The sequence below is a fragment of the Luteimonas sp. GW821-FHT14E02 genome (assembly GCF_058803905.1).
This window is the reverse complement of record NZ_JBXAPK010000003.1, coordinates 399,147-412,558: the sequence shown is the minus strand read 5'-3', so window position 1 is coordinate 412,558 and position 13,412 is coordinate 399,147. Positions and strand designations below refer to the sequence as shown.

The following is a 13,412-nucleotide window of genomic DNA, read 5'->3' as shown; positions in this document are numbered from 1 at the left end:
TTGCAGGAATTTTGGGGGCAGGGGAGCAGCATGACCATCCGCGTGTTTCTGGTCGACGACCATGCCTTGGTGCGAACCGGCATGCGCATGATCCTGTCCGGCGAAGCCGACATCGAAGTGATCGGCGAAGCCGCCAGCGGCGAGGAGGCCTTGCCGCTGATCCGCAAGCTGAAACCGGACGTGGTGCTGTGCGATCTGCATCTGCCGGGCGTGAGCGGGATGGAAGTGACCGAGCGCATCGTCAAGGGCGATCACGGCACGCGCGTGGTGGTGGTGTCGGTGCTGGAGGACGGGCCGATTCCGAAGCGCGTGATCGAAGCGGGCGCGTCCGGCTACGTGGGCAAGGGCGGTGATTCCGCGGAACTGGTCCGTGCGGTGCGCGACGTGGCGCGCGGCAAGCGCTATCTCGCCAATAGTGTTGCGCAGAAACTGGCGTTGTCCGGCCTTGGCGGCGATGGCACGCCATTCGATGCCTTGTCTCCGCGCGAACTGGAAGTGGCGATGCTGCTGCTGCAAGGGCTGCGACAGGAGGACATCGCCAAGAAGCTCAGCCTGAGCGCGAAGACGGTCAACACGCACAAGGCGCGGCTGTTCGAGAAGCTGGCGATCCAGGACAACATCGCGCTCGCGCGACTGGCCGGACAGTACGGGCTCAACGATCCCGCGCAGGCGTTTTAGGCGCTTGCATCAGACGTCTGTCGTTATCGATCTGATCTGACTGTCGCGCCGCTGCTTTGCCACGGCCGAAAAAAAACCGGCCCGATGTGATCGGGCCGGCTTGATGGTGCTTGGAGGTTTACGCGCTGCGCGAGGTCGGCGGTTGATCGTCGTCGTTGGCGCCGTTGCGCACGGCTTCCGCGGGCGTCTCCAGGGTCGTCGGTTCGACCACCGGGGCGGGCAGGGGGCTCACGTCGAAGAGACCGGCCATGCGAGGTTCCGTGGCGGCGCGATCCGTCGTGGGCTGATCCTCATGCGCGGGTGCCGGTGAGGATGTGCTGTCGAACGATGTCGTTGTTTCATTGACGACTTGTTCCACAGCTGGGGCTTCGGCAACGGGCGCTTTCACGATCGGTGCATCGACAGTGGGGGCTTCAACGCTCGGCGCTTCCGCGATCGGTGCTTCTGCAGCCGATGTTTCCGCGACTGGTGCTTCTGGGACAGGTATTTCTACGGCCGGTGCCGTCGTCGCTTCCGTCGATGCCGCTGAAGAAGTTGCGGGCGCGATTTCGACCGGTTCCACGTGAGCGGAAGTCCAGGACGGGGTCGACGCGATGGACTCGCGAACGGGCGTCGTATCTTCCACGGGCGCTACCGAGGCGGGCGTGTGACCAGCTTCGATGGGCTCGGACATGGCGATGACCGGAGTGGTCGGCTCCGAAGGCGCGTTCGCCGGAGCGGCCTCCCATCGAGGCGCCTGCGCGACGTCGGCATCGATCGTTTGCTTGATCGGCGCGGGCGTCTGTTCGGCGGACGCGCGAGGTGCAGGAGCATCCGGTTCGTCGTCGAAATCGAACTCGGGCTGTGAACGGTCCATGCCGATTTCGAGTTCTTCGCCGGCGCCGATATCGTCCGCAATCTCGTCCGCTGCGGCACCCGTGCCGGCCGCGGCTTCACCACCGCGACGACGACGACGGCCACCACGACGACCGCGGCGGCGACGGCCACCGGCTTCGCCACTTTCTGTTTTTTCCTGCTGCGCTTCGGCACTGGAAGCTGGCTGCGCGGCATCGGTGGCGACGGCAGTCGCGGGTGGAGTCGCCAGGGCTTGCTCGGCGGCGATGGCGGTGGCCGCGATCACCGCCGGCTCTGCGGCATGCGCCTTGACGGGCTTTTCGACGCTCTCGGCGGGGGCTTGCGCCGCAGCGGCGACGGGAGCGTCCTTGCGGAGCTCGTCGTTTTGCTTCTGCGCGTTTTGCTTCTGGGCGTTCTGCTGTTGCGGCGCCTGCGGTTGCTTCTGCTGCTGCGGGCGCGGCTGTTGCTGCGGCTTGTTCTGCTGCGGTTGCTTCTGCTGTCCCTTGCCTTGCTGGCCCTGCGAGGCCGGCTGGCCGGAAGGCTGCACGTTTTGCTGGCGCGCTTCGCCACCGCCACGCGCTTCGTCGCGGCGGTTGCGATCGCCACGATCGCGGTCGCGATCACGGCCCTGCTGCTTGCCAGCGCGCTGATCACGGCGCTGCTGTTGATTGCCGCGGTCATTGCGATCGCCGCGCGTTTGCGCATCCGTCCGTGCCGGCGCGGGCGCAGGCGCGGGCTCGGATCCGAACAGGCCCTTCAGCCATCCGATCAGGCCACCACTGGTCGGCGCGACCTGCGGAACGGCCGCGACCGGAGCCGGTGCGGGCACCGGTGCCGGCGGCGCCGGACGCGGCTCGCGCAGAGGCGCGGGCTGCGTGGGCTTGACGTTCTTCACCACGGGCGCGGCCGGAACGTTGAGGTTGGCCTTGGTCAGTGCGATGGTCGCGAGCCGGCGCGGCGTGCCGCGCTGGTAGCTGGGCTTGGCGGTTTCCTCGGTCAGTTCGTTCTCGCGCAGGCGCGTGACTTCGTAGTGCGGCGTGTGCAGCTGCTCGTCGGCGACGATGACGATCGGCGCGTCGTGGCGCTGTTCGATCTCGGCGAGCGCGCGGCGCTTCTCGTTGAGCAGGTAGTTGGCGATCTCCACCGGCGCCTGCACCAGCACCTGGCCGGTGTTGTCCTTCATCGCATGCTCTTCGGCGAGACGGACGATCGACAGCGACAGCGATTCGATGCTGCGCATGCGGCCGTGGCCTTCGCAGCGCGGGCAGACGATCTGGCTGGATTCGCCCAGCGACGGACGCAGACGCTGGCGCGACATTTCCATCAGGCCGAACTTGGAGATGCGGCCGAGCTGCACGCGCGCGCGATCGAAGCGCAGGGCGTTCTGCAGACGGTTCTCGACCTCGCGCTGGTGCTTGTTCGAGGTCATGTCGATGAAGTCGATCACCACCAGGCCGCCGAGGTCGCGCAGGCGCATCTGGCGGGCCACTTCGTCGGCCGCCTCGAGGTTGGTGTTGAACGCGGTCTCTTCGATATCGCCGCCCTTGGTGGCGCGCGCCGAGTTGACGTCGATGGCGGTCAGCGCTTCGGTCTGGTCGATCACCAGCGCGCCGCCGGAGGGCAGGCGCACGGTGCGCTCGTAGGCGCTCTCGATCTGGGATTCGATCTGGAAGCGGTTGAACAGCGGCGTGTCGTCGGTGTAGTGCTTGAGCTTGCGCAGGTTGTGCGGCATCACCTGCTCGACGAATTCCTTGGCCTCGGCGTACATCTCCGGGGTGTCGACCAGGATTTCGCCGATGTCCGAGCGCATGTAGTCGCGCAGGGCGCGGATGATCAGGCGCGATTCCTGGTAGATCAGGAACGGCGACGGCTTGGACAGGGCAGCGTCGGCGACGGCCTTCCAGATCGACAGAAGATAGTCGAGATCCCACTGCAACTCTTCGGCATCGCGACCGACGCCGGCGGTGCGGATGATCACGCCCATGTCGTCGGGGATGGTGAGCTTGTCCATCGCCTCCTTGAGGGCGGCGCGGTCGTCGCCTTCGATGCGGCGCGAGACGCCGCCGGCGGTGGGCGAATTCGGCATCAGCACCATGTAGCGGCCGGCCAGCGAGATGAACGTGGTCAGGGCAGCGCCCTTGTTGCCGCGTTCCTCCTTGTCGACCTGGACCACGATTTCCTGGCCCTCGCGCAGCAGTTCGCGGATGCCGGCCTTGTGATGGTCGACGCCGGACTGGAAGTAGTCGCGGGAGATTTCCTTCAGCGGCAGGAAGCCGTGGCGCTCGCCGCCGTATTCGACGAAGGCGGCTTCGAGGGAGGGTTCGAGCCGGGTGATGCGGCCCTTGTAGATGTTGGATTTCTTCTGTTCTTTGGACGGTTGTTCGATGTCGATGTCGTAAAGCGTCTGTCCATCGACGATAGCCACGCGCAGTTCTTCAGCCTGCGTGGCATTGATCAGCATGCGTTTCATTGTTGCGTTCCTCGCGCGCTTCCTCCTGCCCGGGGGCAGGGCACGCGGCAACGCCTTGGCGTGACGCCTGGATCGGCCTATTGGAACCGGCCTGACCGCCGGCCGCGCAAGCGCAGCGGCGATCGGTTTGCCATCCAGCGCTACAACACCACGGCGGGCCGCGGGAGCGCTTGTTACATAAAGTGTTACAGGGCCGGCGGCTTCGGCTCATGCCGTTCAAGGCAGAGCTTGCGCCACGCGGGACATGTTCAGCGCGAATGGGATGACCATCCGACGAAGCGCGGAGCCGCTGGGCCGTCGCTGTTAACATCAATGCCCCGGGGGCAGTGATGTCGCGCGGACCTATCCGCGGGGAGGCGGGCTTTCGGCCCTCGCCGGCGTGCCTGTGGGCACACGGCGGTAACTCCCTGCGAAATCAGAACCTTACCTCGCCTCGCGAGTGTAGCAGACGAAAAGCATCGATGGCCCATTCAGCTTCTTCCGCTTCATCACCCGGTGGTGTTCGCCTGGTCCGCGTGGCCGACGACCGCGACGGGCAGCGCCTCGACAACTTCCTCCTGGGGCAGCTCAAGGGCGCGCCCAAATCCTTGATCTACAAGCTGGTCCGCAGCGGCCAGGTGCGGGTGAACGGCGGCCGCGCCAAAGCCGATACGCGGCTGCAGGGCGGGGACGAGGTGCGAATCCCGCCGGTGCGCCTGGGCGAGGCGGCGGACAAGGGCACGCCGGCCCGGGGGCTGCTGGAGGCGATGGAGGCCAGCATCGTCTTCGAGGATGCGCGGCTGCTGGCGATCAGCAAGCCATCCGGGGTCGCCAGCCACGGCGGCAGCGGGATTAGTTTTGGCGCGATCGAGACCTTGCGCGCGCTGCGGCCCAATCAGTCATTGGAATTGGTGCATCGTTTGGACCGGGATACCTCCGGCCTGCTGGTGATCGCCAAGAAGCGTTCGGCGCTGGCCGAACTGCAGGCGCTGATGCGCGAAGAGGGCGGCATCGCCAAGCGCTATCTGGCCCTGCTGGTCGGACGCATGCCGGATGGCGTGATGAGTGTCGATGCGCCCCTGCACATCGGCCTGCGCCAGGGCGGCGAGCGGCACGTGCAGGTCAACGCGGCCGGCAAGCCCTCGCTCAGCCATTTCAAGGTGCTGGAGCGCCGCGGCGGACATTCTTATTGCGAGGTGCGGATCGAGACCGGACGCACGCACCAGATCCGCGTGCATGCCAGGCACATCGGTCATCCCGTCGCCGGCGACGACAAGTACGGCGATGCGGCGGTCAACGCGCGCTTGCGCGAGCAGGTCAGGCTGAAACGCATGTTCCTGCATGCCGCCTCGCTGGAGTTCGCGCTCGATGGCGGCAAGGCGTCGTATGTGCTGAACGCGCCGCTGGCACCGGAGCTGGTCGAAGTGCTGGATCGCCTATAGCTATCGGGCCGGCGGATAGAACGATTTCGCCTGCTCCGATGTCGCGTCGGGATGGGTCTTCCAATATTCTTCCAGATCGAAATCCACCGGGATGCGTACACTGCCGCTCCTTGGGATCCCATCAATGAAGTCGGGATTGTATTGCCAGTGCTGAGCCGCCTCCAAGGCAGCCCGGTCGAGCTGACGATTCTTGGAGGAGCGATTAACAGTTGCCTCCAAGAATTTTCCGTATTCGTCGACCTTGACGATGATGACCACGGTTCCTTCGATGCCGTCACGAAGCGCGTCTGGCGGATAGACGGGTGGGTTGGAGTTCTTCGACTGGATGTCCACGGAAGCCCATGCTTCGCTTCCCAATCCTCCGGGTGGAGGTGGCAAGCGATTTTGCGCATGGACGTAGCTGCACGTGAAGCATCCCGCGATTCCAATGACGACCATTGCCTGCCAGGCGCGCTTGAATCGCATCATCGGATGACTCGGTGTCGGGGATTGTCCATTCCTATCCATGGGATTCTCTTCGAAGCTTGTGCTGGAGCGGAAGGCTGGCTTCACGTGACTCGATGGATCAGGAAGCCAGCACCTCGGCCTTCGCCGCGCAAATGAAGTCGTTCTCGCTCAATCCGCCGACATCGTGGGTGGAGTAGCGCACGACGCAGCGGTTGTAGTGGACGCCGAGATCCGGGTGATGGTCCTCGCGGTTGGCCACGTGCGCCAGCGCGTTCACGAACGACATCGTGTGGTAGTAGTCGTCGAACTTGAAGGTCTTGACGATGGCCGCGCCGTCCTCGACGAGTTCCCAGCCCGGCAGTTGCGTTAACAATGCGTTGGCGCGGGCGGCGTCCAGCTTGTGCGCGGCGCCTTTGCGCGGGACGCAATGGGTTTGGGCGAGTTGGGCAATCTCGGAGGTGAGGTCGGTCATGAGCGGTTCCGGCGAGCCTGACTGTGTGCAGGATGAACGACCGGCGCAAACGGCGACGGGAGACCGGTGTTCGGGTGAGCGTAATCTCTACTGCCCGCTAGAATACGACGATGATTAATATTTCCGAAACCGCCCAGGCACATTTCCGCAAGCTGATCGAGCGCGAGGCCATTCCTGGCCTCGGTGTAAGGCTGGCGGCGATGCATGCCGGCACGCCGAAGGCGGACGTGCGGCTCGAGTTCGCCGAACAGCGTGATCTGCAGGGCGACGAGTGGGCGATCGACTGCGAAGGCTTCACGCTGTGGCTGGATGCGCCCAGCGTGCCGTTCCTCGACGGCGCGGAGATCGATTACGCCACGCAGGCGACGGGCGGGCAGTTGCAGATTCGCGCGCCGAAGATCAAAGGCGAAGCGCCGGCCGAATCGGCCTCGCTGGTCGAACGCGTGCGTTGGACGGTCGAGCACGAGATCAATCCGCAACTGGCGCAGCATCGCGGTAACGTGGCGGTGCAGGAAGTCACAGCCGATGGCGTGGTGGTATTGCGCTTCGGCGGCGGCTGCCACGGCTGCGGCATGGCCGACGTGACGCTGAAGCAGGGGATCGAGAAGACGCTGCTGACCCGGGTGCCGGGCGTGACCGCGGTTCGCGACGCCACCGATCACGACACCGGGCAGGCGCCTTACATCGCCCGGAACGGTACGGCGTGAGTAGGCCCACGGGCGCTGCCTGATACGAGCGGGGACGACACGAGTGTTTTCCTCCGCCGAACTGATCCAAGCGTTGCGCAGCCGTCTGCGCGACGATTCCATGCCACCGGGGGAATTCCCGCCGGGATGGGCGGCGTGGTTCGCGTCGATGCGCGAACGCGTCGGCGCGATCACCGGCGCCACGGTGGAAGCCGTCCTCGCCATTTTCCTCGCGCGCGAGCCGGCGCTGCCACCACGCGCGAGTGGCGAGCTCAACCGCTGGCAGGCCTTCACCACGTTGTGGCGCCAGCAATGGCATCCCGCCAGCGAGGACGACCGCGGAGTGCGCATCACCGCGATCGTGATCACGCTGCTGGTGCATTTGTTCTTCGCGGCGTGTCTGATCTATCTCGCCTACGTTCGTTTCATGGCGTTGCCGACGGAGGCGGCGCGTGAAGGCGAGGAAGTGATCCAGGTCGAGTACATCGGCACCGGCACGCCGGAGGAGCAGGGCGGTGGTTCGCCGCAGGGCGAACCCAATCAGGAGCCGGCGCCGAGCGCGGCGCAGGCCGAACCCAAGCCGACGCCGACGCAGCAGGCGCCGCAACAGGCCAGCGCGTCTCCGCCGCCCGCCGCCACGACGCCGACACCACCGACTCCCGAGACGCCCGCGGCGGCGGTGCAGCAACCGCTGCAGGTCACCGAAACGCCGACACCCGACCAGACCTTCGTCCTGCCGCCGGCACCGCCGGTGGACGTGCCGCAGGCCACCATCCGCACGCCCGAACTCGGGATGCCGTCGCGCGATGTGCAAGTGGTCGAAGTGCCGGCGCCGATCCAGCCGATCACGCCGCGCGACGTGCCGGCGCCGCAGATCGCGACGCCGCAACTCCAGCAACGCCCGGTGGATGTGAGCGTGCGCGAGGTGCCGGCGCCGCTGACGCCGGTGCAGGTGCGTGACGTGCCGATGCGTCCGACACCGACACCGCAGATCGCCACGCCCACGCGCAGCGTGACCACGCGCGACGTGCCGACGCCTCCCACGCGGCCCGCGGAAACGCAGACCGGCAGTGCGAGCACATCTCAGCCCCAGCCAAAACCCGCGACGGGCACCACGCCTTCGGCGACGCCGCCGCGCCCGCCAGGCGGGACAACCACCGCCAGCGGCGGTCCCAAAACACCTGCGCCGAGCGCCGGCAGCGGTCCCAAACCTTCGCCGAAGCCCGGCGCGTTGCCGTCGCCAAAACGTGGCGACGATTGGGGGCTTTCCGATCGCAATCGCCCGGGCGGCCAGGCGGGACAGCCGGGTGGCTTGTTCAATGCCGACGGCAGTCCGAGGATTCCCGGCGACGGCAGGGTTGGCGGCGGCTTGCCGCCAGGCACGGTCACGGAAGACTTCGAGAAGATCGACCGCCATGGCACCTGGCTCAAGCGTCCGCCGTTCGATTACGAGCCGACCAGCCTCGACAAGTTCTGGGTGCCGAGCGAAACGCTGCTGCAGGAGTGGGTGAGGCGCAGCATCAAGCAGGTGATGATCCCGATTCCGGGCACGTCGAAATCGATCAGTTGTTCGGTCGTGCTGCTGGCGCTCGGCGGCGCGTGCAGCATTACCGATCCCAACATGCAGGACGTGGAAGCCGAGGCGCGGCCGCCGCCGGATGTTCCGTTCAAGCCCGAGCTGCAGGAAGACCAGAACAGCTTGAAGAAATGACGCAGCAGGCGCGCCGCTTCGTGCGCGCCCGCAGCGATGTGATGCGCGTCGATGTGATGCGCGTCGATGTGATGCGCATCGCGATGCGATCCGGTGTGCCGGAGTCCCGCATCTTCCTTTAGAATGCGCGGGCGTCCCCAGCTCGTGGCCAGGCAAGCGCACTTTCAGCCGCTTACCTCCCACGAGTCGACATGACCACGCCACGAATTTCGCGTCGTTCCCTGCGCTTTTCCCTGCTTGCTTTCGGTCTGCTGCTTTCGCTGCAGGCCGCCGCCGAATCGACCACCGTTGAATCCGCCGTCGATGATGACGCCGCGGACAAACGCCCCGATGCCAAGACGCTCGACGCCGTCCAGGTGCGCGGCGAGGCCGAGGGCTACACCGTCGAGCGCACCAGCGCCGGCACCAGGACCAACACGCCGCTCAACGAAGTGCCGCAGGCGATCAGCGTGATCACCGCGACGCAGATGCACGATCAGAACGCGCAAAACCTGCAGGAAGTGCTGCGCTACAGCGCCGGTGTGCGCACCGATCAGTACGGCCTGGACAATCGCGGCGACTGGTTCGCGCTGCGCGGCGGCAGTTCCGGCACCACGCTGCTCGATGGCATGCGCCTGCCGCTAACCGGCTACTACGGCGTGATCCGTGAGGAGCCCTACGCCTTCGAGCGCATCGAGGTGATGCACGGGCCGTCCTCGGTGATGGCGGGACAGACCGCGCCGGGTGGCGTGGTCAATCTCGTCCACAAAAAGCCGAAGGCGGAGACCTCACGCGAGATCGCGGTGCAGGTGGGCAGTGACGAACGTCGCCAGATCGCGGCCGATCTGACCGGTCCGCTGAATGCCGACGGCACGCTGCTGTACCGCCTTGTTGCACTCGCGCGCGACAACGAGACGCAGGTCGAATACGCGGACGATCATCGCCGCTACCTCTCGCCCTCGCTGACGTGGATTCCGGACGACGCGAATACGCTGACCGTCTATCTCGAATACCAGAAGGACCGCAATCGCAACACCAACGGGTTCTTCCCGGTCGTCGGCACGCTGTACCCCTCGCGCAGCGGGCGCATTCCGGTGGATCGCTTCGTCAGCGAGCCGTCGTGGGATCGCAACGGCGGCGAGCGCATGCGTTTCGGCTATGCGTTCGAGCATCGCTTCAACGAGAACTGGAGCCTGCGCCACGATTTGCGCCACGACCGGTTGCGCGGCGGGTTCCGCACCATCTATGCGGACTTCTTCTCGACGCAGAATCCCGGTGGCGTCTACCTGGACGAGGAACAGCGCCTGCTGTCGCGGCTCACCTACGGAAGCGACGACCATTCGCGCATCACCAACAGCGATCTGTTGCTGGAAGGCAGGCTGGGAAGCGGACGCGTCAGGCACACGCTGCTGGTCGGCGTGGATGCGATGGCGTTCAATGCGGATCAGCGCATCTCGCCGGACAACTACTGTCCGGAGCCGTTCGATGTCTACGCGCCGGTTTACGGGACGTGTCCGGAGCCGCAGTTCACCGCCGAAGATGCCTGGACGCATACCCGCACCCGTCAGGTGGGCATGATCGTGCAGGACCAGATCAAGCTCGACGAGCGCTGGGTCTTCGTCGGCGGCCTCAGGCGTGACTGGCTGGAGACCAACGATTCCTCCGAACAGGCGTGGACCAAGAATCTCGGTGTGGTGTATCTGGCGAAGGGCGGATGGTCGCCTTACTTCAATTACGCGGAGTCGTTCCAGCCCGTGGCCGGTCGGCCGAAAGGTGGCGGCACGTTCGATCCCAGCCGCGGCAAGCAGGCGGAAGCGGGCGTGAAGTGGATGCCGGACGGATATCACTTCACGGCGACGGCGGCGGTCTACAAGCTGGAAGAGAAGGGACGGCTGGTGTCCGATCCCTTCAACCCCGGCTACTCTGTCCAGGCCGGTCCGATCGACGCCAAGGGCATCGAACTGGAAGCCAACGGCAGCATCGGCAACTGGGACCTGATCGCCAGCTACACGCACACCAAGGCGACCAGGGAAGACGGCACCCGTTACGAGAGTTATCCGGAGAATTCGGCCGCGCTGTGGGCGGTGCATCGCTTCGCCGCGCTGCCGGGCCTGCGCATCGGCGGCGGCGTGCGCTACGTCGGCAAGACCTGGGACGGCGCGGACGGTCCTTACGTGACGCCGTCGAACACCTTGTTCGACGCGATGGCGTCCTACGACATGGGGGCATGGAGATTCTCGTTGAACGCGGTGAACCTCACCGACAAGACGTATCTGGCGACGTGTCTCTCGCGCGGCGATTGCTGGTATGGGACCAAGCGTCGCGTGGTGGCGGAAGTGGCGTATCGCTGGTGAGGCGAACGATGGGCCGGCGCGCGCATGGGAACAGCATCGCCGTCCGGTCCGATCGCGGCAGTCAGGCGTTGAAAACCGCGTCAGGGAGCGGCCCCGAGTCCGTTTCCTGACGCGCGATGCCCAGCGGGGCCGGAACCACGTCACGGAGCGCCATCCACGACGAGATCCGGATTCGAATCAACTCATTCGGAGCATGTCGATTTCAGGCAGGCTGGTTCGTCGTAGGGAAGAGGACTCCCCTCGTCACCAGGAATCGTCATGACCACCAATGCCAATACCGTCCGTCTCCACCGTGTCCTGAACGCCCCGCCCGAGCGGGTCTATCGCTCCTTTCTCGACGCCGATGCCCTCGCCAAATGGTTGCCGCCGAACGGCTTCACCTGCAAGGTCCACGAGCTGGACGCGAAGGTCGGTGGCACGCACCGGATGAGCTTCACCAATTTCTCCACCGGCAACGGCCACAGTTTCGGCGGCACGTATCTGGAACTCGTGCCGGGTGAACGCATCCGTTACACCGACAGCTTCGAAGATCCCAATCTGCCTGGCGCGATGACCACCACCATCACGTTCCGCAAAGTGATCTGCGGTACGGAGATCAACATCGTGCAGGAGAACCTGCCCGAGGCCATCCCGGTCGAGTTCTGCTACCTGGGCTGGCAGGAATCGCTGGTGTTGCTGGGCAAGCTGGTCGAGCCGGAAATCCCCGACCAGTGATGGAAGCGGGCATCTGACCGTGAAGAGCGCGCCGGCCACCCCTGTGGGAGTCCGGAGCCCGGTCAAAAAAAGGCCCCACGATGTGGGGCCCGATGTTTGGACTGGGATTTCTGCGGCTGACGGGGCCATGCGGTCCCGTCCCGCGCCAAGACGCTTTATCAGTGCGTGTCGTGCAGATCGCGCAAATGGCGCGCACGCGAGCTGAAGTAGGCGGCAAGGTCGGCGATCTGCTGATCGGTCAGATCCTTGGCCTGTTGCGTCATGAGCGCGTGCTCGCGGTCGCCATCGCGGTACATCTCGAGCGAATGGGCGATGTAGTCGGCGTACTGGCCACCCAGCTTGGGGTAGGTGGGGTCGATCGGCTTGTTGCCTTCCTCGCCATGGCAATCCACGCAGGACTGGCCGGTGGCCTTGCCCTTGGTGTGCGCGAGCTTCTCGCCGGCATCGGTGTGGCCGGCCGGCAGCCCGGCGGACGAGGAGGTGTGGCCTTCGGCGCGGTCGGCCGAGGAATGCTCGGCGGGCGTGTCGCCTCCGGAGCATGCGGCAAGGACCAGCGAGGCGGCGAGGGCGATGGCGAGACGGGACTTGGACACGAACGTCATGGCGCGGTTCACTGCTTGAGCGAGGAAAGAAACGCCGCGATGTCGGCGATGTCCTGATCCGAGAAGCTCTCGGCCTGGGCCTGCATGGTGGGGTGCTTGCGGGCGCCCTTCTTGTATTCGGTCAGGGCGTTGGTCAGGTACTGCTCCGACTGCCCGCCGATGAAGGGCACGTGGTAGTTCGGATACGCGTTCTTGTAGCCGGTCACGCCGTGGCAGCCCTGACAGGTGTAGGTCAGCTGCTTGCCGCGCTCGGCGGAGCCGACCGGCTTCGCGGCGGCGGCCGGGGCCGGCGCTGCGGGCTGCGCCGCGGGAGCGGGCTGGGCAGGCTGTTCGGGAGCGGGAGCGTTCTGGGCGATGGCCGCGAAAGAAAGCGCGGCAAAGGCAAGGCTGGCGGCGATCGTCAACGGTCGCGTCATGTCGGGTATCCGCAAATCCTGGATGGCTGAGTGGAACTGGCTGACAGGGTGGCCGATAGGCGGCGACTCCGCGCAACCCGTCAACGCACAATCTCGACAGTATAGCCTGTCATGACGCGGTCGTAGAGGCGGGGGCGGGTCAGGGGCCGATCGGGACATTGGAACCGAGAGTGGCGGGCTGCATTCGGGCGCCTGTCTGGTGCCGCATGACGATGAGGAGGCTGGATGCCGTCGGCGTCATGGAAGCTGGCGGGATCACTTGCCCGTCACGGCCGCGAAGGATCGCTCGATGGGCCGTGCGACACGGTTGAGCGGGCGGGCGATCGGTCGACGAGAGATGACGGAACCATGTTCGACGCCTCGACCGATCTTCATCTCTCGCCGCATGCAACGTCGCGATGTCGATGACCGGCACGGCACGCACGTAAACACACGAGCGAAAACTAAGGATGAGAGAACGTCGGAGAGACATTCCCATCGCGACCGGGAACCAGGCAGGAACGCGACCGCAGCCACGCTCTGTTACATGCGTTGCGCGGGCTTCATGGCATTCATCCGAACATGCAGCAGGGGTGTGATATATCGAGGCATCCGGAATAGACGACGGACGCTGCTTCTTCAATGCCAT

General features: G+C 65.7%; 12 protein-coding genes. 7 read left to right on the top strand and 5 right to left on the bottom strand.

Translation table 11 applies throughout. The features are described from left to right. Positions 1–30: 30 nt before the first annotated feature. Entirely contained in the window at positions 31–678 is a 648-nt protein-coding gene (locus AC1RNP_RS07475) for a response regulator (protein ID WP_493050627.1), read from the top strand. 118 nt (positions 679–796) lie between these two features. On the opposite strand, the gene rne is transcribed toward AC1RNP_RS07475, so the two are convergent. Beyond that, positions 797–3,982 (bottom strand): ribonuclease E, encoded by a 3,186-nt coding sequence (rne, locus tag AC1RNP_RS07470; protein WP_493050626.1) that lies wholly within the window; start codon positions 3,980–3,982, stop codon positions 797–799. Between the two features lie 461 nt (positions 3,983–4,443). Between rne and AC1RNP_RS07465 the strand changes: the two genes are divergently transcribed. Then, positions 4,444–5,403: an RluA family pseudouridine synthase gene (locus tag AC1RNP_RS07465; RefSeq protein WP_493050625.1), complete on the top strand. Its 960-nt coding sequence runs from the start codon at positions 4,444–4,446 to the stop codon at positions 5,401–5,403. Here the strand turns inward: AC1RNP_RS07465 and AC1RNP_RS07460 are convergent, their stop codons facing one another. Continuing rightward, complete coding sequence (locus AC1RNP_RS07460) at positions 5,404–5,871, bottom strand: energy transducer TonB (RefSeq protein ID WP_493050624.1); 468 nt, start codon at positions 5,869–5,871, stop codon at positions 5,404–5,406. A gap of 97 nt (positions 5,872–5,968) precedes the next feature. Beyond that, a complete protein-coding gene (locus AC1RNP_RS07455) occupies positions 5,969–6,322 on the bottom strand; it encodes a 4a-hydroxytetrahydrobiopterin dehydratase (protein WP_493050623.1) in 354 nt (117 codons plus the stop codon). Positions 6,323–6,432: 110 nt separating this feature from the next. Here AC1RNP_RS07455 and AC1RNP_RS07450 point away from each other — a divergent pair, with 110 nt between their 5' ends. The 5 genes from AC1RNP_RS07450 to AC1RNP_RS07430 all read left to right on the top strand — a co-directional run bounded on the left by AC1RNP_RS07450 (position 6,433) and on the right by AC1RNP_RS07430 (position 11,766). Continuing rightward, positions 6,433–7,029, top strand: a complete 597-nt coding sequence (locus tag AC1RNP_RS07450) for an NfuA family Fe-S biogenesis protein (RefSeq protein WP_493050622.1) — start codon at positions 6,433–6,435, stop codon at positions 7,027–7,029. A 43-nt stretch (positions 7,030–7,072) separates the two neighbouring features. Then, complete coding sequence (locus AC1RNP_RS07445; RefSeq protein ID WP_493050621.1) at positions 7,073–8,719, top strand: hypothetical protein; 1,647 nt, start codon at positions 7,073–7,075, stop codon at positions 8,717–8,719. Next, positions 8,716–8,841 carry a hypothetical protein gene (locus AC1RNP_RS07440; RefSeq protein ID WP_493050620.1) on the top strand — a complete coding sequence of 42 codons (126 nt, stop codon included), beginning with the start codon at positions 8,716–8,718 and terminating at the stop codon, positions 8,839–8,841. The genes AC1RNP_RS07445 and AC1RNP_RS07440 overlap by 4 nt, the downstream gene beginning before the upstream one ends. Before the next feature lie 69 nt (positions 8,842–8,910). Next, on the top strand, positions 8,911–11,052 hold the full coding sequence (locus tag AC1RNP_RS07435) for a TonB-dependent siderophore receptor (protein ID WP_493050619.1): 2,142 nt from the start codon (positions 8,911–8,913) through the stop codon (positions 11,050–11,052). Positions 11,053–11,310: 258 nt separating this feature from the next. After that, on the top strand, positions 11,311–11,766 hold the full coding sequence (locus AC1RNP_RS07430; RefSeq protein WP_493050618.1) for an SRPBCC family protein: 456 nt from the start codon (positions 11,311–11,313) through the stop codon (positions 11,764–11,766). A 158-nt stretch (positions 11,767–11,924) separates the two neighbouring features. On the opposite strand, the gene AC1RNP_RS07425 is transcribed toward AC1RNP_RS07430, so the two are convergent. Beyond that, positions 11,925–12,368 (bottom strand): c-type cytochrome, encoded by a 444-nt coding sequence (locus AC1RNP_RS07425; protein WP_493050617.1) that lies wholly within the window; start codon positions 12,366–12,368, stop codon positions 11,925–11,927. Positions 12,369–12,376: 8 nt separating this feature from the next. Next, positions 12,377–12,784 (bottom strand): c-type cytochrome, encoded by a 408-nt coding sequence (locus AC1RNP_RS07420; RefSeq protein WP_493050616.1) that lies wholly within the window; start codon positions 12,782–12,784, stop codon positions 12,377–12,379. Between the last annotated feature and the right edge of the window lie 628 nt (positions 12,785–13,412).